The sequence below is a fragment of the Paraburkholderia solitsugae genome (assembly GCF_013177695.1).
Lineage (GTDB): Bacteria > Pseudomonadota > Gammaproteobacteria > Burkholderiales > Burkholderiaceae > Paraburkholderia > Paraburkholderia solitsugae.
The window spans coordinates 85,303-106,685 of sequence record NZ_WOEY01000159.1 but is presented as its reverse complement, the minus strand read 5'-3'; the positions used below and the strand labels follow the sequence as shown (position 1 = coordinate 106,685).

Below are 21,383 nucleotides of genomic sequence, written 5' to 3'. Positions count from 1 at the left end.
TTTTGATCGGCACCACGGCCGCTTGCGGACCTCGCCTTCTAATTGCTTGGTTGCCTCGTCGAGGCGAAGCCGATGGCCCCCGCCGTGCGCGAACGAAGCCCCACGGTTTCCCATGCAGACCCGTCCGCGACGCACGCAGTGCGGAGTGGGAACTGATGAGCGCTTTGTCGCCAACGCCGAATGTGCGAGGACACGGATTCCAGATAGACCACTACCGCGACTGTGCGGGGGACCCGCTTAAGAATTAGCGGTTTGAGCCGCTTTCTTTGCTTATCTTTCTTTGCGGCGGCAAAGAAAGTAAGTGCCGCCCCGCACAGGGGCAACGCTAATAATCCAATATCAAATCAAGGAAAGGCCAACGCCGTAGGCAAACAGACACAGGGGCAACGCTAATAAACCAATAAGTAATCAAGGAAAGGCCAACACCGTGAGGGCACAGACAAAAAGCGCCGCGGAGGCCCCAGCCTGGGCAGGCAAAACCAAAACCGTTACATGCAAACCCGATATAGATATGTCCGATCAATATTTAACAACCGCATGTAGCGCTGCTACCTTAAACCCCTCGAACCGAGCAATGCATCCAGCCAAGAAAGCCACCGCCCCGCCGGGCAAAAAACACCATCCTGGGAGACACACCCCGTGTCCATCGAATTCATCGGCATGATCCAGACCCGCAAGGTGTCTGAAACCCACGCACCGCAAGGTGCCATCATCGACATCGACTACGTCGAGCAATTCGCCCGCGCACACGAAGCCGCCGGCTTCGACCGCATCCTCGTACCGCATCATTCGACGAGCCCCGACGCGCTCCTCACCGTCGCCCACGCGGCCAGCGTCACGAGCAAAGTGCACTTCATGCTCGCCCATCGTCCGGGCTTTGTCGCCCCCACGCTCGCCGCGCGCCAGTTGGCAACACTCGATCACTATTCCGGCGGACGTCTCGCCGTTCACATCATCTCGGGTGGCGACAACGCCGAACAACGCCGCGACGGCGATTACCTCTCGCATGACGAGCGCTATGCCCGCACCGACGAATACCTGCACATCCTGCGCCGCATCTGGACCGAAGCGAAACCCTTCGATCACCACGGTCAGTACTACCGCTTCGAACAAGGCTTCTCTGAAGTGAAGCCGGTGCAGCAACCCCATATCCCCGTGTACTTCGGCGGCGCGTCGGCGCCCGCGCTCGAAATCGCCGGATGTCATGCAGATGTCTACGCGCTATGGGGCGAATCGAAGGCGCAAGTGCGCGAACAGGTCACCCGTGTGCGAGCCGAAGCCGCAAAACACGGCCGCACCGTGCGCTTCTCGGTGTCGTTCCGGCCCATTCTTGCGGCGACCGAAGCGGCCGCCTGGGAACGCGCGGAATACATCCTCGAAGAAACACGGCGGCTGCGCGCGGCGCAAGGGCTCGGCGTCGGCGGTCCGGCGCAAAGCGAAGGCGCGCGGCGGTTGCTCGCGGCATCCGGTGAATCGGACCGCGTCGACGAAAGACTGTGGACCGGGGTCGCCAAGGAAATCGGCGGGCGCTCGAATTCGACCGCGTTGGTCGGCACGCCGGAACAGGTCGCCGAAACGCTCGCGGAGTATTACGCGCTCGGCGTCTCGACCTTCCTCGTGCGTGGCTTCGATCCGCTCGAAGACGCCATCGACTACGGCCGTGAACTGATTCCGGCCACCCGCGAACGGATCGCGCGCGTCGAGCGCGTGGCCGCCTGAACGGAGCCGCGATGACCGATCTGTCCGCCGCGTTGCAAGACGCCCCGACGCCGCAAAGTGCTCACCCGTTGCAAAGTACCGCCGCGTTGCAAAGTACCGCTGCGTTGCAAAGTACCGCTGCGTTGCAAAGTACCGCTGCGTTGCAAAGTACCGCCACGCCGCAAAGTACCGCTGCGCTGCAAAATACCCCGACGCCGCAAAGCGCCCCCACGCTGCCAAACACCCCAGATGCGTCGCCGCTCCAGCGTCATGCGCCACTCCGTAAATTCTGGTTCGACGACGTCCCGCCACGTGAAAGCATCGCGGCTGAACGGCGTTATCGGCAGGAACGGCTCGCCGTGGCATTTCGTCTGTTCGCGCGCTATGGTTTCGATCAGGGTCTCGCCGGGCATATCACCGCGCGCGATCCGGAGTGGCCCGATCACTTCTGGGTCAATCCGTTCGGCAAGCATTTCAGCCGCATTCGCGTGTCCGATCTGCTGCTCGTAAATGCGCATGGGGACATTGTGGTCGGCGAGGGACCGGTGAATCAGGCGGCCTTCGCGATTCACGCGGCAATTCACGAGGCGCGCCCCGATGTGGTCGCCGCCGCGCACACGCATTCGCTCTACGGCAAAGCCTGGTCGACGCTCGGCCGCACGCTCGATCCGCTGACGCAGGACTCGTGCGCGTTCTATCAGGACCACGCGTTGTTCGACGACTTCCGCGGCGTCGTGCTCGATACGGACGAAGGCGCGCGCATCGCCGCGGCGCTGGGCGAACGAAAGGCGGTGATCCTGAAGAATCACGGCATCCTCACGGCGGGTCCGAGCGTCGAGGCGGCGGCGTGGTGGTATATCGCGCTCGATAACGCCTGCCATGCGCAATTGCTTGCCGAAGCCGCCGGCACGCCACAAGCCATTCCGCACGACGTCGCCGCGCTCACACACGAGCAGGTCGGCCGTCCCGGCGGCGCGCTGTTTGCGTTCCAAAGCCTGCTGGAAGGGCTGGTCGAAGCCGAGCCTGACGTTCTTACCTGAGCGTCCCATAAGATGACCCAACGTTTCGATTCGCCGGCTTCGCCCCGGCGCCGCCGGCTCATGTCCGCGCTGCCGGCAGCCGCGTTGCTCGGCGTAACAGGCACACTCCTGATTTCGACAGCCGTTGCAGCCACCCCGGCAGCGAGCGAGAAAACCGATCCGCATGTCGATCTCAGCAAAGTCCGTTTGCGCGTCGCGACCTACAAGGGCGGCGACGCCACGCTCCTGAAAACTGCAGGACTCGCGGATACGCCGTACACGATCGACTGGTCCGAGTTCCAGTCGGGCAACGCGATGGTCGAGGCGATGAACGGCGGCTCGCTCGATATCGCCTCGGGCAGCGAGATTCCACCGATCTTCGCGCGCCTGCAGAATGCTCAGGTGCGCGTGATTGCCGTCTACAAAGACGACGTCAACAATCAGGTCGTGCTGGTACCGAATGGCTCGACGATCCGCTCGATCGCCGATCTGAAGGGCAAACGCGTCGGCTATCTGCGCGCCACCACGACGCACTACTACCTGCTGCGCATGCTCGAAGAGGCGGGGCTATCGTTCAACGATATTCAGGCCACCTCGCTCGCGCCGCGCGACGGCTTCGCCGCGTTCAACGCCGGTTCGCTCGATGCCTGGGCGATCTACGGCTACAACGTGCCGCTCGCGATCTCGCAGGCGGGTGCGCGCGTGCTGAAAAACGCCAACGGCTATCTGTCCGGCAATTACCTGTACTACGGCCATCCGTCGGTGCTCGCCGACCCGCAACGGCGCGCTGCGTCGGCGGATCTGCTGGTGCGGCTGCAACGCGCCTGCACGTGGTTCGGCCAGCATCAGGATGTCTACGCGAAGGTGTTGTCCGCGGAATTGCGCGTGCCCGAGGAGGCAATCCGCTCGTTGTATCGCAACCAGAGCCAGGCGCGCCGCGTCACCGGCATCACGGCGGCGGACATCGCGAGCGAGCAGCAGGTTGCCGATACGTTCGCGCGTGCAGCGGTCATCGACCGGCACGTCGACGTCGCACCATTGTGGACCGACACCTTCAACGCCGCGCTCGCCCACGGTGCGTGACTGATTCCATCCAACCCACATTCTGAGCATTCGATGACTCAAGCTTTGAGACCGGACCGGCTGCGCGCGTTCGTTGGCCGGATTGCGGCGCTCGTCGACGAGCATGTGCCTGAAGCACCGCTGCTCGAAGCGGGTGGTGCCGCGCTGCGCGAGCTGATCGCTCACGACGACTGGTTGCCCGACGCCTTTGCGCAGCCCGACCCCGAGCGCTATCAGCAATTCCTGTTGCACGCCGATTCGCGGCAGCGTTTTTCAATCGTCAGTTTTGTATGGGGACCGGGCCAGTCGACGCCGGTGCACGATCACACCGTATGGGGTTTGATCGGCGTGTTGCGTGGTGCGGAAATTGCTCGGGGCTATCGCATCACGCGAGACGGCGCGCTGGAGGAGGAGGGCGCCGCAAAGCGCCTCGATGCCGGTGCAGTGGATGCCGTGTCGCCGCGCATCGGCGATATCCATCGCGTGAGTAATGCTTTTCGTGATCGTGCGTCGATCAGCATTCACGTGTACGGTGGAAATATCGGCGCGGTAACGCGTTCTGTCTATCCGGCCGAAGGCGGCCGCAAAACCTTTATCTCCGGTTACTCGAACGACGTGTTGCCGAATATCTGGAATGTTTCGAAGGAGTCCCCGATCTCATGAGTTTCGCTAAAGAGTTCCGTATCCGATCATTCAAGGATGTGCGCAGTGCACTGCTCGAGCGCGAGGAAATCGCGCTCGTCGACGTGCGCGAAGAGGATCCGCACGCGCGCAGTCATCCGCTGTTCGCGGCCAATCTGTCGCTGTCGCGTCTCGAACTGGAAGCGCCCGTGCGGCTGCCGCGCCGCAATGTGCCGGTCGTCGTGTTCGACGACGGCGAAGGGCTTGCTGAACGCGCCGCGCGCCGTCTGAGCGAGCTGGGCTATACCGATGTCGCGCTGCTCGAGGGTGGCCTGCAAGGCTGGCGTGAGGCAGGCGGTGAATTGTTCCAGGACGTCAACGTGCCGAGCAAGGCATTCGGCGAACTGGTCGAAAGCGTGCGCCATACGCCGTCCCTCGGAGCGCCGCAGGTGCTGGCGCTGCTCGATCACGAAGCCGATGTGGTGGTGCTCGACGCACGCCGTTTCGACGAATATCGGACCATGAATATTCCCGGCAGCATTAGCGTGCCTGGCGCGGAACTGGTGCTGCGCGCACGGCAGCTTGCGCCGAACCCGTCGACGCGGATCATCGTCAATTGCGCGGGGCGCACGCGCAGCATCATCGGTGCGCAGTCGCTGATCAATGCGGGCGTGCCGAATCCGGTTGCGGCGCTGCGCAATGGCACCATTGGCTGGACGCTTGCCGGTCAGGCGCTCGCGCACGGCAGCTCGCGCCGTTTCGATCCGGTTGTCGATGACACAGTGCGCCTCGCCGCCGCTGATTCCGCGCGCGGGGTGGCGGATCGCGCCAAGGTGGGCCGCACGTCGCGCGACGAAGCGCGCCGCTGGGCCGACGAATCGGTACGCACCGTCTATCGTTTCGACGTGCGCACACCGGAAGAATACGAAGCGGGGCACGTGCCCGGTTTTCGCAATGCGCCGGGTGGTCAGCTTGTGCAGGAGACCGACATGTTCGCGCCGGTGCGCGGCGCGCGCGTGATCCTCGCCGACAACGATGGCGTGCGCGCGAGCATGACCGCGTCGTGGCTCGCGCAGATGAACGTCGACGTGTATGTGGTGGACGGCCTGGGCAACGCGGACTTCAGCGAAAAGGGCGCAGCGCCCGCCGCACGCTATGCACCCTCGCCGCCTGCTGTCGATGAGATCACGCCGGCCGGACTGGTTGCGCTCCTGCAATCGCCCGGTACCGTCGTGGTGGACTTCACGACCAGCGCGAACTATGTGAAGCGCCATATTCCGGGCGCGTGGTTCGCGATTCGCGGGCAACTCGATGAAGCGTTGTGCAAGCTGCCGGATGCGCAACGCTATGTGGTGATCTGCGGCAGCAGTCTTCTTGCGCGCTTCGCCGCGCCTGAACTGGCGGCGTTGACGGGGAAGCCGGTACAGGTGCTAAGCGGCGGCACGAGCGCGTGGATTGAGACGGGCCTGACTGTCGAGAGTGGCGAGACGCATCTGGCCTCGCCGCGCATCGATCGTTATCGTCGCCCGTATGAAGGAACCGATAACGCGCACGAAGCGATGAACGCGTACCTGGAATGGGAGTACGGGCTCGTTGCTCAACTTGGGCGCGATGGTACGCACGGTTTTCGCGTGATCTGAGCTGCTAGCTTGAGCGAAGCAGACGAAGCAGACGAATCAGCCGAAGCAAACAAAGTCAGCGCGCGGCTCAAGCCGCGTGCTGCGCACGCGCTTCCTTGAATTGCCGCTCGATCGCCGCGCCGAAGCGTTCGACCGGCTGTTGCAATTTGCCCAGCACGCGCGGATGCACGAGCCAGATATCGATGAGCGGCTTGAAGTCGCTGATCGAGACAATATCGAGTGCGTCCGCGTGAGCGCTGGCTTGCAGCAGCGGCAACGGCACGAGTCCAAGGCCGTTACCGTCAGCAACCAGCTGCAATTGCAGTTCAGTGCCGAGCGTTTCGAGATTCAGCTTAAGCGCAAGCCCCAAGCCAGTCAGCGTGCGTTGCAGGCCGTCGCGAAAGCCGCAACCATCCGGATTTAACACCCACCCGATCGACTGACATTCCGCCAACGTATGCGCGCGCTTTTTTAACATACCCTTTTGCGCGACAACGACCAGTTTGATGCGGCCAAGCGAGTGCGCCGACAACGCCTCGTCGAAAGTCTTGTTGCTGGGCAGGAGGACTGCGGCGGCGTCGAGTTCGCCCTGCTCGACGCGCTGTAGCAACTGCCTGCCCCAGCCGGTCGACGCACGCGCTTGCAGATCAGGGTAGGCCGCCTTGAGACCACGCATCGCATCAGTGAGTGCGATATCGGCAATCGTCTGCGCGACGCCGAGGCGCAGTGTGCCGACTGGCGGCGTGTCGGTAGCGACGATCTCGCGCAGCACGTCGAGTTCGCGCTGGATCGCGCGGCATTGTTCGTAGACGATGCGGCCCGTTGCTGTCGCTTTGAGCGGGCGCGTATTGCGGTCGAGCAGTTCGACGCCGAGCGCCTCTTCGAAATTCTGCAGGCGGCGCGTGATGGCCGGTTGTGTGAGGCCGAGAGAGAGTGCTGCCTGTTGTAGCGATTGGCAGCGAATGACGGTGACGTATGCGTCGATTTCGTCGATCTTCATGATGAGCGGTGACTGGATGGGTGCGCAACGGGGCGCAAGATTCGTGCGTTCGATGATACCTGTATCGATGTGCGCGCACGCCGCGCCATTCAAGAAAATTCGCATATTTGCTTAGCAGAATAATGCGTTTGTCTTATACAGATGCGTGCCTTATCGTCGATAGCCAATCACCTGGATGCCACGACGTAATCGCCGCCATGACGACTTCTAGTTCTTTGTTCTCCGCCTCATCCGTGTTGCAACGTGCGTTGCTCAAGCCGCTCGGCGTGGTCATGCTCGCACTGTGCGGCACGGTTTGCGCGACGCAGTCCTATGCGGTGGATTTACCCGTGCTCAAAGTCGGCGATCAGGCCTTGCAAACACGCGGCATTCTCGAGGCATCCGGTCAACTGAAAGACCTGCCGTACAAGATCGAGTGGTTCAATTTTCCCGCCGCGCAACCGCTTGGCGAAGCGCTGAATGCCGGCGCCGTGGATGTCGGCGGCCTGGGCGATGCTCCACTGGTGTTTGCGCTCGCTGCCGGCGCCCGGGTGCGAGCGGTCGCGGCGACCCGGTCGAATCCGCTGGATCTGGCGATCGTCGTCGGCACGCAATCGCCGTTGAAAGATGCGGCGAGCCTGAAGGGCAAGCGCATCGCCACGACGCGCGGCTCGATCGGCCACTATCTCGCGCTCGCCGCATTGAAGAAGGCCAGCGTGCCGGTTACCGATGTCACGTTCGTGTTCCTTGCCCCCGCCGATGCGAAGGCGGCGCTAGCGTCAGGCAGCGTCGATGCATGGTCGGTGTGGGACCCGTACACCGCGCTCGCCGAAGCGCGCGATCACGACCGCATCATCGCCAATGGCGTCGGCCTGTCCGAAGGACTCAGCTATCAGGTCGCGACCGAACGCGCGATCGCGGACAAGCGCGTGCAACTTGCCGACTTCCTCCGACGCGTGGCGATCGGCCAGCGTTGGGCGCTTTCGCATCCCGACGAAGTGGCGGCGATGCAGTCAAAAGTCACGGGCCTGCCGACCGATGTGCTGAAAACCGTCTATCAACGCGGCCAGGTGCATCCAGTGGCCATCGACGACAGCGTCGTCGCCGCACAGCAGCGCACCGCCGATACCTACGAAGCCGCCAACGTGATCCGTGCGCATCTTGACGTGCGCACGAGCTTCGATCGCAGCTTCCCTCTGCCGTGATGCGGCCTGCCGGAGCCCTCACATGAACGCCCCGATTGCCGACAGCGCGGTGACGCGCCGTCATCCACCGCTCGACAGCGATGCGTTCGACGCACTACTCGCGCGGCTCACGAGCGAGTTCGCTGCAAGCGCGGCTCACTACGACCACACAGCGGAGTTTCCGCACGCCAATCTGGCGCGTCTGCACGAATTCGATCTGCTTTCGTTGACGGTGCCGTCCTCGCTCGGCGGCGTGGGCGCGAGCTTGCCACAGGCCCTGAAAGTGGTGCGCGCGGTGGCGCGCGGCGAGCCGTCCACGGCACTGGTGCTCGTCATGCAATACCTGTTTCATCATCGCTTGCAGGGCAACCCGCATTGGCCTGTCGAACTGCGTGAACGGGTGGCGCGTGAAGCTGTGCGCGATGGCGCGCTGATCAACTCGCTGCGCGTCGAACCCGAGTTGGGCACGCCCGCGCGCGGCGGTTTGCCATCGACGATGGCGAAGCGCAGCGCGGACGGCTGGATCATCGACGGCAGCAAGCTGTACTCGACCGGCAGCCCCGGTCTCACCTGGCTCGCGGTGTGGGCGCGCAGCGACGAGACGCCGCCGCGCGTCGGCGTGTGGCTGGTGCATCGGGACACGCCCGGCGTGCGGGTCGGCAGCGAGTGGAATCATCTCGGCATGCGCGCCACTGGCAGTCATGAGCTTGTGTTCGACAACGTGTTCGTGCCGGCCACGCATGCCGTTGATGTCCATCTGCCCGGCGAGCCGGGTGCCGGGCTCGATGCACTCGGCTTCGCGTGGATGAGTGTGCTGTTGTCGGCGGTGTATGACGGCGTCGCGCGGGCGGCGCGTGACTGGTTCGGGCAATGGGCCGCTGGGCGCAGGCCCGGCAATCTCGGCGCGCCGCTCGCGAGCCTGCCTGCGTTTCAGCAGACGCTCGGCCGTATTGACGCGCTGCTGTTCAGCAATCGCGTGTTGCTCGATACCAGCGCGCACGCCGAACGCGTGACGCTCGACGAAGCGCCGTTCGTCAAATATACGGTGACGAATCAGTCGATCGAAGCGGTGCAACTGGCGGTCGAGGCGAGCGGCAATCCCGGCCTCACCCGCGACAATCCGCTCGAGCGTCACTATCGCGATGTGCTGTGTGCGCGGATTCATACGCCGCAGAACGATTCGGTGCTGCAGGGGGCGGGGCGCGCGGGTTTCGCAAAGGGAGCAACCTGAGCGGAATCCGCCGGGCCCCGATGGACCGGGTCACGATGGAGCGGTCACGATGGACCGGGTCCCGATGGACCGCACGTACCTGAGATGAAGGCGACGCATCTTCGCTGCATTTTCGCGCGCGTCAAGAAGGTAGCGCGACCGTCGCGCAAGCCACATGCAACGCCAGCGCCACCTACCGCAAATCTTCTGCCAATTCGGTGTAAACGCGCACTCGTCTAAATCGGCCAATCCGTTTAGATTAGCTGCACTTGAAAGGCTTATCGAGGGACCAGGGCGGCCAAACAAGCAGCGGTCTGCCATTCCGGCGATGGCGCAAGGTCAGAGGCCAAGGTCTCTCGCCGCTTTGCCCGGGACCAGACCGCTGCGCGTCGTCCGCAATGCGTCGCTTCAGGCGGCTATCTAGTCGCTGTTTATTTTCCGGTTTGACCGTATCGACCGATTCTGGCGACGCTTTGCACAGCGTCGCCTTTTTGCTTGTGGCAACGGTTTTTGCGGGTTCAGCGCGAACTTGCCGCCCTTTTGCGGTGCCTGTTGCGGCGCGTTTTGCTGCGCCGTTGCCTTTGCCTTTGCCTTTGCCTTTGCCTATACAGTCTCCTGCGGTTTTTCACAGTTTTTCCGCGGCTTCGTCACGTAATCGCATCCCACCGCAATCCACTCTGCATAAAGGCGCCACGCCGCATTGCCGCCCTCGCTCGCGGTTTTTTCCGTACGCGGTTATCCTGTAGTACACCCTACACAACGGGATGCGGGCGGATTGCAGCTTCGCATCCGTACAGGAAACTCGCTGTGAGCCTGAAACTGCTTACTGTCGCGATGCTGGCCGCGTGCGTTGCGCTGACCGGTTGCGACGACCAACAGAGCGACCGCGCCGTGCAAAAACTCAAGGAATTCTTCAACGCCGTCAAGCCGGACGCGTTATTGCTCAAGAATATGACGCCGGGCGTCACGACTGAGGCGGAGATCCGCGATCAGATGGGCAAGCCGGAAACCGAGCGCACGTTTACTGACGGCTCGAAGCGCTTCGAATATCCGCGTGGCCCGCAGGGGCTGAATACGTACATGGTCGACATCGACCGCGACGGCAAATTGCAATCCATCACGCAGGTGCTAACCGCCGACAACTTCGGGAAGATTCGCATCGGCATGACTGAAGACGAGGTGCGCCACCTGCTCGGCAAGCCTGGCCAGATCGCCGTGTTTCCGCTGAAACCGGAAACCGTCTGGAGCTGGAAGTGGCGCGAGGGCGGCGTGACTGAAGAAGGCATTTTCAACGTGCACTTCGATCAATTTCAGAAGGTGTACACGACATCGCGCTCGGACGTGATACGTGGGCGATAGCGGGTAAAAAGGTGGGGAAGACATGATACATCGACGTCGATACAGCCGTATCGGGCTGGTGTTGGGGGGTGGGGCCGCACGCGGCTGGGCGCATATTGGCGCGATTCGCGCGTTGCACGATGCGGGCATCAAGCCGGATGTGGTGTGCGGCACGTCGATCGGCGCGCTGGTGGGCGCGATCTACGCGAACGGCGACCTCGACTGGCTGGAGGAGTGGGTTTCGCGGCTCACCTGGCAGACGGTGGTGCGGCTACTCGATCTGCGGTTTTCAGGCGGCTTGCTCGGTGGGCGCAAGGTGATCCAGATATTCGCGGACAAATTCGCCGGCCGCTCGATTGCGCAGTTGAACATGCCGTTCGCGGCGGTGGCCACCGAACTTGATTCGGGACGCGAGAGCTGGTTGCAGGACGGCAGCGTGGTCGATGCGGTGCGCGCCTCGATTGCGATTCCGGGGATTTTCACGCCGGTGTTTTACAACGGCGTGTGGCTGGTGGACGGCGGCTTGAGCAATCCGGTGCCGGTCTCGGTGGCGCGCGGCATGCGTGCGGACTGCGTGATCGCGGTCGATCTGAACAACGACATTCTGAATGGGCGCGATTTTGGCGGCGCGGCGGTCGACACGCCGGCGCTCGATCCGGATGCGCCGCCGCCGGTCGCGCTGCGGCGGAACGGGAAGCCTTGGCCGCGGTGGCTTGCGCCGGCGGAAGGGCGCGCTTCCGATGATGTGCGGGTGGCGCCGGCGCCGAGTGCGCGGGTGCCGTCGATGCTGAGTTCGATCGCGCAGAGTATTGACATCATGCAGGTGCGGATTTCGCGGAGTCGCCTTGCTGGCGAGCCGGCCGATATTTTGATTCAGCCGCGGCTGGGTGGGATGGGGATTTTTGATTTTCACCGTGCCGGTCCGGCGATTGAGGAGGGGCGCGCGGCGGTGGAGGTTATGTTGCCGGCGATTCGGGCTCGATTAGGGATTGATTAAGGTTTTTTTTGCCTGCGCGGCGCTTTGTCTGTGTGCCTATGGCGATGGGCTTTTCCTGGGTTTTTTGCCTGCTTGGCGCTTTCTCTCTGTATGCCTACGGCGTTGGCCTTTCCTTGAATTGATATTGGATTATTAGCGTCGCCCCTGTGCGGGGCGGGCACCTACTTTTCTTTGCCTGCCGCAAAGAAAAGTAGGCAAAAGAAAGCGGCTCAAACCGCTAATTTTTAAGCGGGTCCCCTGGCTTGGAGGGGGCAGTGGTGCATCTGGAATCTGTGTTCCCGCACATTCGGCGTGAGTGACATGGGCGTCATACTTCCGGCGGCGCTGCGCGCGCCGAACGGTACTTCTTAAAACCGTCCGCTGCGATTCAGCTCTTGCGTTTTGCTCAGACCCCTGGCTCATCATTGCACTGCCACTGCCACTGCCACTGCCACTGCCACTGCCACTGCCACTGCCACTGCCACTGCCACTGCGAGTGCGAGTGCGAGTGCCACCGCAACTGCAACTGCGCCGCACCGGCGTTTCGTTCGGCCTGAGTTATCGGGCTTTCATTTGCTGGCGCAAATTGTCTTTTGGATACTTGGGCACTTTGCCGAGGCGAAGCCGATGGTTCCCACCACGCGCAATCGAAGCCTCACGGTTTCCCGGGCAGACCCATCCGCGACGCACGTAGTGCGGAGTGGGCGCTGATGAGCCCTTTGTCACTGACGCTGAAGGTGCGAGAACACAGATTCCAGATGCACCACTACCGTGGCTGCGCGGGGGACCCGCTTAAAAATTTGCGGTTTGAGCCGCTTTCTTTTGCCTACTTTTCTTTGCGGCAGGCAAAGAAAAGTAGGTGCCCGCCCCGCACAGGGGCGACGCTAATAATCCAATATCAAATCAAGGAAAGGCCAACGCCGTAAGGGCACAGCCAAAAAGCGCCGCGCAGGCAAACAATCCAAGCAAAGGCCAACGCCGCAGGCGCACAGACGAACAAGCGCCGCGAAGGCAAACAATCCAGGGCAAAACCCAACGCCGTAGGCAAACAGACAAAAGCCCCACCGCATGCCTATCAAAAAAGCGACTCAAAACTTGCTAAATCGCCCCAGCGCTCGCAGCGCTCCCTGCACCTTACAAAACCATACCCCCCACAAAACCAAGCCCTACAAGCGCCCAGCCATCGCAAACGGCCCATTGCTGCATCGCAGCATGCATCCCCCATCCCTTTGAGAAATTAATTTCCGCTTGCGAGACTCCGCGCCATGCCGGATGAGTCGGGCAGGCATACCCCGCCCCATCCGTGACATCCTCAATAAATCTTGGATGGAGACACGCGTGTTCCTTTACGGCTTTGGTCCGGTGTTGCTGGCCGGCACGATCCAGACGATCGAGCTATCCGTCCTGTCGCTGGCAGCCTCCGTGCTGCTCGGCCTCGCAGGCGCGGCGGCGAAACTCTCGTTCAACCGCCCGCTGCGGGCAATCGCAACCGGCTATACGACGCTGATCCGCTCAGTACCCGACCTCGTGCTGATGCTGCTGCTGTTCTACAGCATCCAGATCGCGGTCAACAATCTCACCGACGCACTCAATCTGCCGCAGTTCGATATCGATCCGTTCGTGGCAGGCGTGCTGACGCTCGGCTTCATCTACGGCGCATACTTCACCGAAACCTTCCGCGGCGCGTTTCTCGCCGTGCCGCGCGGTCAGCTCGAAGCGGGCAGCGCCTACGGCATGAGCGGAGCGCGCGTGTTCAGGCGCATCCTGTTCCCGCAAATGATGCGCTTCGCGCTGCCGGGCATCGGCAATAACTGGCAGGTGCTGGTCAAGGCGACGGCGCTGGTGTCGATCATCGGTCTCGCCGATGTCGTCAAAGCCGCGCAGGACGCCGGCAAGAGCACCTTCAACATGTTCTTCTTCATTCTGGTCGCCGCGCTGATCTATCTGGCGATCACCACCGTATCGAATCTCGTGCTGATCTGGCTGGAAAAGCGCTATTCGATCGGCGTGCGCCACGCGGAGCTCTAATCGACCATGATCGACATTCTCAATCAATTCTGGCGCGCGTTCCTGTACTGGGACGGTCAGCGTATGTCCGGTCTGGCCGTCACGCTGTGGCTGCTGGTGGCGTCGATCGGTATCGGCTTTTTTACGTCGATTCCGTTGGCCGTGGCCCGTGTATCGAAGAAACGCTGGCTGTCGACGCCGGTGCGTCTTTATACCTACGTGTTTCGCGGCACGCCGCTGTACGTGCAGTTGCTGCTGATCTACACCGGCATGTACAGCCTGGAATTCGTGCGCTCGCATGAGCTGCTCGACGCGTTTTTCCGCAGCGGGTTTCATTGCGCGATTCTCGCCTTCGCACTGAACACCTGTGCGTACACCACCGAGATTTTCGCCGGCGCGATTCGTTCGACGTCGCACGGCGAAGTGGAAGCGGCCCGCGCCTACGGCATGAGCTGGTTCACGATGTACCGCCGCATTGTGATACCGTCCGCGCTGCGCCGGGCGCTGCCGTTGTACAGTAACGAAGTGATCCTGATGCTGCACGCCACCACGGTCGCGTTCACCGCCACGGTGCCGGACATCCTGAAGGTGGCGCGCGATGCGAATTCCGCCACCTATCAGTCGTTCGATGCGTTCGGCCTCGCGGCGCTGATTTACCTGGTGGTATCGTTCGCGCTGGTGGCCTTGTTCCGCCGCGCCGAGCGTCACTGGCTGGGTTACCTGGCGGTGCGCACGCACTGAGCAGGCATGTTTCGATAGAGCGGCGCGGCTGGCTCGCGCCGTCACCAAGATTGATCCGTATTTTCAAAGGGAGAGCATCTTGCTCCACACGACTCAAACCGAAGCTTGCAAGCTCGCCGTTCAGGACATCCACAAGCGCTACGGCGACAACGAAGTGCTCAAGGGCGTCTCGCTCAACGCGAACAAGGGTGACGTGATCAGCATCATCGGCGCGAGCGGGTCGGGCAAGAGCACCTTCCTGCGCTGCATCAATTTTCTGGAGCGGCCGAACGCGGGGCAGATCGTCGTCGATGGCGAAATGGTCAAGACCAAAGCCGACCGCGCTGGCAATCTGGAAGTGGCCGATCACAAGCAGCTGCAACGCATCCGCACGAAACTCGCGATGGTGTTCCAGCACTTCAACTTGTGGGCGCACATGAACGTGATCGAGAACATCATCGAAGCACCGATTCATGTGCTCGGTATGTCGCGCCGCGAAGCCGAAGAACGTGCACGTGAATATCTCGAGAAGGTGGGTCTCGCGCCGCGTCTGGAAAAACAGTATCCGTCGCATCTGTCGGGCGGTCAGCAGCAACGCGTCGCCATTGCGCGCGCGCTGGCGATGAACCCCGACGTGATGCTGTTCGACGAGCCCACCTCGGCGCTCGATCCCGAACTGGTCGGTGAAGTGCTGAAGGTCATGCAGAAGCTCGCCGAAGAAGGCCGTACGATGATCGTCGTCACGCACGAAATGGGCTTCGCGCGCAACGTGTCGAATCACGTGATGTTCCTGCACCAGGGCCGCACTGAAGAAGAGGGCTTGCCCGCTGAAGTGCTGACCACGCCGCGCAGCGAACGGCTCAAGCAGTTCCTGTCCGGCAGCCTGAAGTAACGCGCGGCTCGCGTTTTACTGATCAGTGATGGCTCGCACGTCCAATCCGGCTCGCACTACGCAGGTCGCAATCGTCGCCTTGCCGCCGGTGTCGATGTCGGGCGTCGGGCCGATTGTCGACGCGCTCAATCTCGCCAACGAAATCGACGGCCGGGCGCTGTACCGCGTGCAGGTCTGTTCGTGGGACGGCCGCGCGGTGCCTTTGTCGGGCGGCGCGCAATGGCCGGCCGATGCGGCGTTCGGCGATGCGATTGCGTGCGACTGGCTGATCATCGTCAGCGAGCGGTTCCAGCAATTCGCGGACTATCGCCTCTTTCTCGCGAGCCTTTCGCGCGTCGGGCAGCGTACGCCGCTCGTCACCGGCATTCATCACGGTGTCTGGTGGCTGGCGATGGCGGGGCAGTTGTCTGGCTATCGTGTGAGCGTCAACTGGGAAACCTATCAGCAGTTCTCCGAGCAGTTCGAGCGCTCGATCGTCACCCAGCAGATCTTCGAAATCGACCGTGATCGCGCAACCTGCGCGGGCGGTCAGGCAACCGTGGACTTCATGCTGGCGATGATCGGCCGCGATCATGGGCCGGAGTTGGCGGACCGGATTGCCGATACGCTCGGCGTCGGCGTGTTGCGCGCGGGCGAAGAGCGGCAGCGCATTCCGTTCGTGACGGCGCCGGGCGAGCGCCATCCGCGCCTGAACGATGCGCTGATGTTGATGGAAGCGAATATCGAAGACCCGCTCACGACCGATGAAATTGCGGGTCTTGTCGGTGTCTCGCGGCGTCAGTTGGAACGCCTGTTTCGCCAGTATCTCGGCTCGATGCCGTCCAAATACTATCTTGGCCTGCGGCTCTCGAAAGCGCGCACGCAATTGCAGCGCACCAGCAAATCGGTGGTGCAGATCAGCCTTGCTTGCGGTTTTTCTTCGGCAGCGCACTTTTCGAATGCTTACCGCGAACGCTTTGGTGTCACACCGCGCGAGGATCGTCGTAACTGGATCGACAAACAGACCGGCGCCGCGGCTAGTGAGCCGCGACCGGGCGCGTTGATCGAACCGCCCGACCAGGCGGAATAAACGGCCGGAAAGCGCGCAGTCTGCAAGCCGCACGCGACATATCCGCCCGGAAGCTCATAGAAAGCGTCGCGTATGCGCAAGACGTATCGCGTGCGGTTTCCTACACTACGTGTATTACCTCTCACCTGTAACGAGGATTTGCCATGAACGACCTGACTGTGACACGCCAGACCTTCGACGAAGTGATGGTGCCGGTGTTTTCGCCCGCCGCCTTCGTGCCGGACCGTGGTCTCGGCTCGCGTGTCTGGGATACGGAAGGCCGCGACTACATCGACTTCGCCGGCGGTATCGCCGTCACCGCGCTCGGTCATGGGCATCCTGAACTGCTGAAAGTCCTGCACGAGCAGGGCGGCAAGCTGTGGCACATCGGTAACGGCTACACCAACGAACCGGTGCTGCGTCTCGCCAAACGTCTCGAAGACCTGACCTTCGCCGACCGCGCGTTCTTCGCCAACTCGGGCGCGGAAGCGAACGAAGCGGCATTGAAGCTGGCGCGCCGCGTCGCGTTCGAGCGCCATGGCGCCGATAAAGTCGAAATCATCTCGTTCACCCAGTCGTTCCACGGCCGCACGTTCTTTACCGTGAGCGTCGGCGGCCAGCCGAAGTATTCGGAAGGCTTTGGCCCGGTGCCGGCCGGCATCATCCATCTGCCGTACAACGATATCGAAGCGGCTAAGCAAGCGATCGGCGCGAAGACGTGCGCGGTGATCGTCGAGCCGATTCAGGGCGAGGGCGGTGTGATCCCGGCCGATCCGGCGTTCCTGCAAGCGCTGCGCGAAGCCTGCGATGAGCACGGCGCACTGCTGATTTTTGACGAGGTACAAACGGGTGTGGGTCGCACCGGTCATTTCTACGCGTACCAGGATACCGGCGTGACGCCGGACATCCTGACCACCGCGAAGGCGCTCGGCAACGGTTTCCCGATTGGCGCGATGCTGACCACCAATGAACTGGCCGCGCACTTCAAGGTTGGCGTGCATGGCACGACCTACGGTGGCAATCCGCTGGGCGCGGCGATCGCGGAAAAGGTGGTCGAGTTGATCAGCGATCCGAAGGTGCTCGAAGGTGTGCGTACGCGCAGCGAAGCATTGAAGGGCCAACTCGCGAAGCTGAACGAACGCTTTGGTCTGTTCAAGGAAGTGCGTGGCAAGGGTCTGTTGATCGGTGCTGAATTGACCGATGCGTTCAAGGGGCGCGCAAAAGATTTCGTCACGGCTGCGGGTCAGCACGGCGTGATTATGTTGATGGCCGGTCCGGACGTGTTGCGTTTCGTGCCGTCGCTGATCATGCCGCTCGATGATATGTACGAAGGCTTCGCGCGTCTGGCGAAGGCCATCGACGAGATCGTCGGCGCGAAAGCCGAAACGGCGTCGCACTGATCGCTCGCACCGACTGCATTGATCATGCGTCACATTCAACAGGAACGATGATGCTCTTCGTACGCCCCGGCCGCCTCGCCGATCTCGATGCGCTCGAACATATGGCGCGCACCGCGCAACCGGTGCTGCATTCGCTGCCGCACGACCGGCGTGCGCTCGAAGCGCGCGTCGCGTTGTCGGAAGACTCGTTTCGCGCGGACGTCGATTTTCCGGGCGAGGAGTTCTATCTGTTCGTGCTTGAGGACGCAGAGAGCGGCAAGCTGATGGGCACGGCGAGTATCGTCGCCGCAGCCGGTTATTCGGACCCGTTCTACGCGTTTCGCAATGACGCACTGATTCATGCGTCGCGTGAGTTGCACGTGAACCGCAAGATTCATGCGCTGACCATGTCGCATGAACTGACCGGCAAGAGCCGGCTTGCGGGCTTTTACATCGACCCGTCGCTGCGTGGCGATGCGGCCGCGCATCTGATGTCGCGAGCGCGGATGATGTATATCGCCGCGAATCGCAAGCGCTTCACGTCCGAAGTGTTCTCGCTGCTGCTCGGTGTCACCGACGACTCAGGCGTGTCGCCGTTCTGGGAAGCGGTGGGGCGCAAGTTCTTCGGCCGTAATTTTGCCGACATCGAAATCGAATCGGGTGGCCGCAGCCGCACCTTTATCGCCGAAGTGATGCCGACCTATCCGATCTACGTGCCGCTGCTGCCGGAAGCGGCGCAGCGCGTGCTCGGCGAGCCGGATTCGAAGGCGCTGCTCGCCTATGAGATTCACCTCGAAGAAGGCTTTGAGACGGATCGCTTTATCGATATTTTCGACGCGGGCCCGGTGTTGACCGCGCAGGTCGATCGCAGTGCCTGCGTGACGCGCAATGAAACACGTGTAGTGCGCGAAGCCGGCGCAGCTGCCGACGCCTCGACCTATCTGATCGCGCACAACGGTGCGGACGGCGAGTTTCGCTGTGTGCTCGGTGCATTGTCGGATGGTAAAGCAAGCGGTGCGTCGTTGTCGCATGCGGCGCGTGCCGCACTCGGCGTGCAGGAGGGCGACGCGGTACGCTGCGTGCCACTGCATCAGCCGCATCAGGAAGAATTGACGGGAGACGCACAATGATCGTCGTTCGCGTTGTGCAACGAGGCGATGTGGACGCACTCATGCGGCTCGCGCAGGAGACCGGTCCCGGTCTCACCACCTTCAAGCCGGATCGCGAAGCTCTCGCTGCGCGCGTTGAACGTGCCCGCCGCACGATGGAAGACAAGGCCGAGCCGCACGAAGCCGGTTACTTCTTCGTGATGGAAGACACCGATACCGGCGACGTGGCCGGCGTATGCGGGATCGAAACCTCGGTCGGCCTTCAGCAACCGTTCTACAACTATCGCGTAAGCACGGTTGTGCACGCAAGCCAGGACCTCGGCATCTGGACGCGCATGCGCGCGCTGAACATTTCGCATGACCTGACGGGTTACGCCGAAGTGTGTTCGCTGTTCCTGAGCCCGCGTTACCGCACGAGCGGGGTCGGCGGTTTGCTGTCGCGTTCGCGCTTCATGTTCCTCGCGCAGTTCCGCGAGCGCTTTCCGCAGCGTCTGTGCGCGGAATTGCGCGGCCATTTCGATGCGGAAGGTACCTCGCCGTTCTGGCGCGCGGTCGGTTCGCATTTCTATCAGATCGATTTCAATGCGGCGGACTATTTGAGCTCGCACGGCCGCAGGGCGTTTCTCGCCGAGTTGATGCCGCGTTATCCGGTGTACGTCGAACTGTTGCCGGAAGACGCGCAGGAATGCGTCGGCCTCACGCATAACGACACGATTCCTGCGCGCCGCATGCTCGAATCCGAGGGACTGCGCTACGAGAATCACGTCGATATTTTCGATGCAGGCCCGGTTCTCGAATGCCATATCGCCGACTTGCGTACCGTGCGCGAAAGCGTGGTAGTGCCGGTCGAGATCGCCAATGTGCCGGCGGGCGCACCACAGGATGCACCGCGTTCGATGGTATCGAATACGTCGCTGGGCGATTTTCGCGTGGGCGTGGCTGCGGGCGTGCCGCAAGACGGCGTGTTCCGCATGAGCGCCGCCGAGGCGGCCGCACTCGACGTCAAGGCAGGCGACCCGGTACGGGTGCTGCCGCTGAAACACAAACAAGGATGATCATGAGCGAGCTTTTCATCGACGGCGAATGGGCCGCCGGCACAGGACCCGCATTCGCGTCGCGCAACCCGGGTACGGGCGCGACGGTTTGGGAAGGCAACAGCGCGTCGGCGGACGACGTCGATCGTGCCGTGCGCAGTGCACGCCGTGCGTTTGCGGCGTGGTCGGCATTGAGTCTCGACGAGCGTTGCGGCGTGGTGCGCCGTTTTGCTGCACTCGTGACGGAACGCAAGGAAGCGCTCGCCGAAGCGATCGGCCGTGAGACCGGCAAACCGCTGTGGGAAGCGCGCACTGAAGCGGCGTCGATGGCGGCGAAGGTCGAGATTTCGATTCAGGCTTACAACGAGCGTACCGGCGAAAAGCGTTCACCGATGGCTGATGGCACTGCCGTGCTTCGGCATCGTCCGCATGGTGTGGTTGCGGTGTTCGGGCCGTATAACTTCCCGGGCCATTTGCCGAACGGGCATATCGTGCCAGCGCTGATCGCGGGTAACGCGGTGGTGTTCAAGCCGTCGGAACTGGCGCCGGGCGTGGCTGCACTGACTGTGCAGATCTGGCGCGATGCGGGCTTGCCTGCCGGCGTGCTGAACCTCGTGCAAGGCGAGAAAGAAACGGGCATTGCGCTCGCCAACCATCGGCAGATCGACGGCTTGTTCTTCACGGGTAGTTCGGATACCGGAACATTGCTGCACAAGCAATTCGGCGGTCGTCCTGAGATCGTCCTCGCGCTGGAGATGGGCGGCAACAATCCGCTTGTGATCGGACCGGTGGCGGATGTCGACGCCGCCGTGCATCACACGATTCAGTCGGCGTTTCTGTCGGCAGGGCAGCGTTGCACGTGCGCGCGCCGTATTTTCGTACCGAACGACGCGTTCGGTGACCGCTTTGTAGAGCGTCTGACCGAAGTGACTTCGCGCATCAGCGTCGGCGAATACAACGCCGATCCGCAGCCGTTCATGGGCGCGGTGATTTCCGCGCGTGCGGCTTCGCGTCTGGTCGCGGCACAAGATCGTCTGCTGGCCGATGGCGCGACAGCGCTGCTGAAGATGGAGCAGCGCGATCCGAAACTCGGCTTCGTCACGCCCGCGATTCTCGACGTGACCGCCGTGAAGGACCTGCCGGACGAAGAGCATTTTGGACCGCTGGCGCAAATCATCCGCTACGGCACGTTCGACGAAGCGCTCGACAAAGCCAACGACACCGAGTTCGGCCTCTCCGCCGGCCTGCTCGCCGACGATGAGGCGCTGTGGACGCATTTCCAGCGCACCATCCGCGCGGGCATCGTCAACTGGAACCGTCCGACTAACGGTGCATCGTCGGGCGCGCCGTTTGGTGGCCCGGGGCGTTCCGGCAATCACCGGCCGAGCGCGTTCTATGCGGCCGACTACTGCGCGTATCCGATGGCCTCCGTCGAAAGCGCGCAACTGCAAATGCCCGCGAGCGTCTCGCCGGGCCTTCAATTCTAAG

General features: G+C 62.5%; 18 protein-coding genes. 17 read left to right on the top strand and 1 reads right to left on the bottom strand.

Annotated elements, in window-relative coordinates; all coding sequences use genetic code 11:
- Positions 1–639: 639 nt before the first annotated feature.
- From GNZ12_RS39680 to GNZ12_RS39660, 5 genes are read left to right on the top strand one after another with little or no spacing between them, the layout of a single operon-like run.
- Positions 640–1,719: an LLM class flavin-dependent oxidoreductase gene (locus tag GNZ12_RS39680; RefSeq protein WP_172309580.1), complete on the top strand. Its 1,080-nt coding sequence runs from the start codon at positions 640–642 to the stop codon at positions 1,717–1,719.
- A gap of 11 nt (positions 1,720–1,730) precedes the next feature.
- Positions 1,731–2,738 carry a class II aldolase/adducin family protein gene (locus tag GNZ12_RS39675; RefSeq protein ID WP_235993620.1) on the top strand — a complete coding sequence of 336 codons (1,008 nt, stop codon included), beginning with the start codon at positions 1,731–1,733 and terminating at the stop codon, positions 2,736–2,738.
- A gap of 12 nt (positions 2,739–2,750) precedes the next feature.
- Positions 2,751–3,800: an ABC transporter substrate-binding protein gene (locus tag GNZ12_RS39670; RefSeq protein ID WP_172309579.1), complete on the top strand. Its 1,050-nt coding sequence runs from the start codon at positions 2,751–2,753 to the stop codon at positions 3,798–3,800.
- Positions 3,801–3,833: 33 nt separating this feature from the next.
- Positions 3,834–4,442 carry a cysteine dioxygenase family protein gene (locus GNZ12_RS39665; protein ID WP_172309578.1) on the top strand — a complete coding sequence of 203 codons (609 nt, stop codon included), beginning with the start codon at positions 3,834–3,836 and terminating at the stop codon, positions 4,440–4,442.
- Positions 4,439–6,040, top strand: a complete 1,602-nt coding sequence (locus GNZ12_RS39660; protein ID WP_172309577.1) for a rhodanese-related sulfurtransferase — start codon at positions 4,439–4,441, stop codon at positions 6,038–6,040. Before GNZ12_RS39665 ends, GNZ12_RS39660 begins: the two co-directional genes overlap by 4 nt.
- A 67-nt stretch (positions 6,041–6,107) precedes the next feature.
- On the opposite strand, the gene GNZ12_RS39655 is transcribed toward GNZ12_RS39660, so the two are convergent.
- Positions 6,108–7,019 carry a LysR family transcriptional regulator gene (locus tag GNZ12_RS39655; protein ID WP_172309602.1) on the bottom strand — a complete coding sequence of 304 codons (912 nt, stop codon included), beginning with the start codon at positions 7,017–7,019 and terminating at the stop codon, positions 6,108–6,110.
- A 272-nt stretch (positions 7,020–7,291) separates the two neighbouring features.
- On the opposite strand from GNZ12_RS39655, the gene GNZ12_RS39650 reads away from it, so the two are divergent.
- From GNZ12_RS39650 to astD, 12 genes are all read left to right on the top strand, one after another.
- The gene (locus GNZ12_RS39650; protein ID WP_235993623.1) at positions 7,292–8,203 is read left to right on the top strand and encodes an ABC transporter substrate-binding protein; all 912 of its coding nucleotides are present in this window, start codon (positions 7,292–7,294) and stop codon (positions 8,201–8,203) included.
- A gap of 22 nt (positions 8,204–8,225) precedes the next feature.
- Positions 8,226–9,413 carry an acyl-CoA dehydrogenase family protein gene (locus tag GNZ12_RS39645; RefSeq protein WP_172309575.1) on the top strand — a complete coding sequence of 396 codons (1,188 nt, stop codon included), beginning with the start codon at positions 8,226–8,228 and terminating at the stop codon, positions 9,411–9,413.
- Between the two features lie 786 nt (positions 9,414–10,199).
- Positions 10,200–10,751 (top strand): hypothetical protein, encoded by a 552-nt coding sequence (locus GNZ12_RS39640; RefSeq protein WP_172309574.1) that lies wholly within the window; start codon positions 10,200–10,202, stop codon positions 10,749–10,751.
- A 22-nt stretch (positions 10,752–10,773) separates the two neighbouring features.
- Complete coding sequence (locus tag GNZ12_RS39635) at positions 10,774–11,727, top strand: patatin-like phospholipase family protein (protein ID WP_172309573.1); 954 nt, start codon at positions 10,774–10,776, stop codon at positions 11,725–11,727.
- Between the two features lie 1,317 nt (positions 11,728–13,044).
- Entirely contained in the window at positions 13,045–13,734 is a 690-nt protein-coding gene (locus tag GNZ12_RS39630) for an ABC transporter permease (protein WP_172317887.1), read from the top strand.
- Between the two features lie 6 nt (positions 13,735–13,740).
- Positions 13,741–14,454, top strand: a complete 714-nt coding sequence (locus tag GNZ12_RS39625) for an ABC transporter permease (protein ID WP_074284661.1) — start codon at positions 13,741–13,743, stop codon at positions 14,452–14,454.
- 79 nt (positions 14,455–14,533) lie between these two features.
- The gene (locus GNZ12_RS39620) at positions 14,534–15,325 is read left to right on the top strand and encodes an ABC transporter ATP-binding protein (RefSeq protein ID WP_074284660.1); all 792 of its coding nucleotides are present in this window, start codon (positions 14,534–14,536) and stop codon (positions 15,323–15,325) included.
- A 28-nt stretch (positions 15,326–15,353) separates the two neighbouring features.
- Positions 15,354–16,394 carry a GlxA family transcriptional regulator gene (locus GNZ12_RS39615; protein ID WP_172317885.1) on the top strand — a complete coding sequence of 347 codons (1,041 nt, stop codon included), beginning with the start codon at positions 15,354–15,356 and terminating at the stop codon, positions 16,392–16,394.
- Positions 16,395–16,537: 143 nt separating this feature from the next.
- Complete coding sequence (locus tag GNZ12_RS39610; protein WP_172317883.1) at positions 16,538–17,773, top strand: aspartate aminotransferase family protein; 1,236 nt, start codon at positions 16,538–16,540, stop codon at positions 17,771–17,773.
- A gap of 50 nt (positions 17,774–17,823) precedes the next feature.
- Positions 17,824–18,882 (top strand): arginine/ornithine succinyltransferase subunit alpha, encoded by a 1,059-nt coding sequence (gene aruF / locus GNZ12_RS39605; RefSeq protein ID WP_172317881.1) that lies wholly within the window; start codon positions 17,824–17,826, stop codon positions 18,880–18,882.
- Positions 18,879–19,916 carry an arginine N-succinyltransferase gene (gene astA / locus GNZ12_RS39600; RefSeq protein WP_172317879.1) on the top strand — a complete coding sequence of 346 codons (1,038 nt, stop codon included), beginning with the start codon at positions 18,879–18,881 and terminating at the stop codon, positions 19,914–19,916. The genes aruF and astA overlap by 4 nt, the downstream gene beginning before the upstream one ends.
- Before the next feature lie 2 nt (positions 19,917–19,918).
- The gene (gene astD, locus GNZ12_RS39595) at positions 19,919–21,382 is read left to right on the top strand and encodes a succinylglutamate-semialdehyde dehydrogenase (RefSeq protein WP_172317877.1); all 1,464 of its coding nucleotides are present in this window, start codon (positions 19,919–19,921) and stop codon (positions 21,380–21,382) included.
- The last annotated feature ends 1 nt before the right edge of the window (position 21,383 follow it).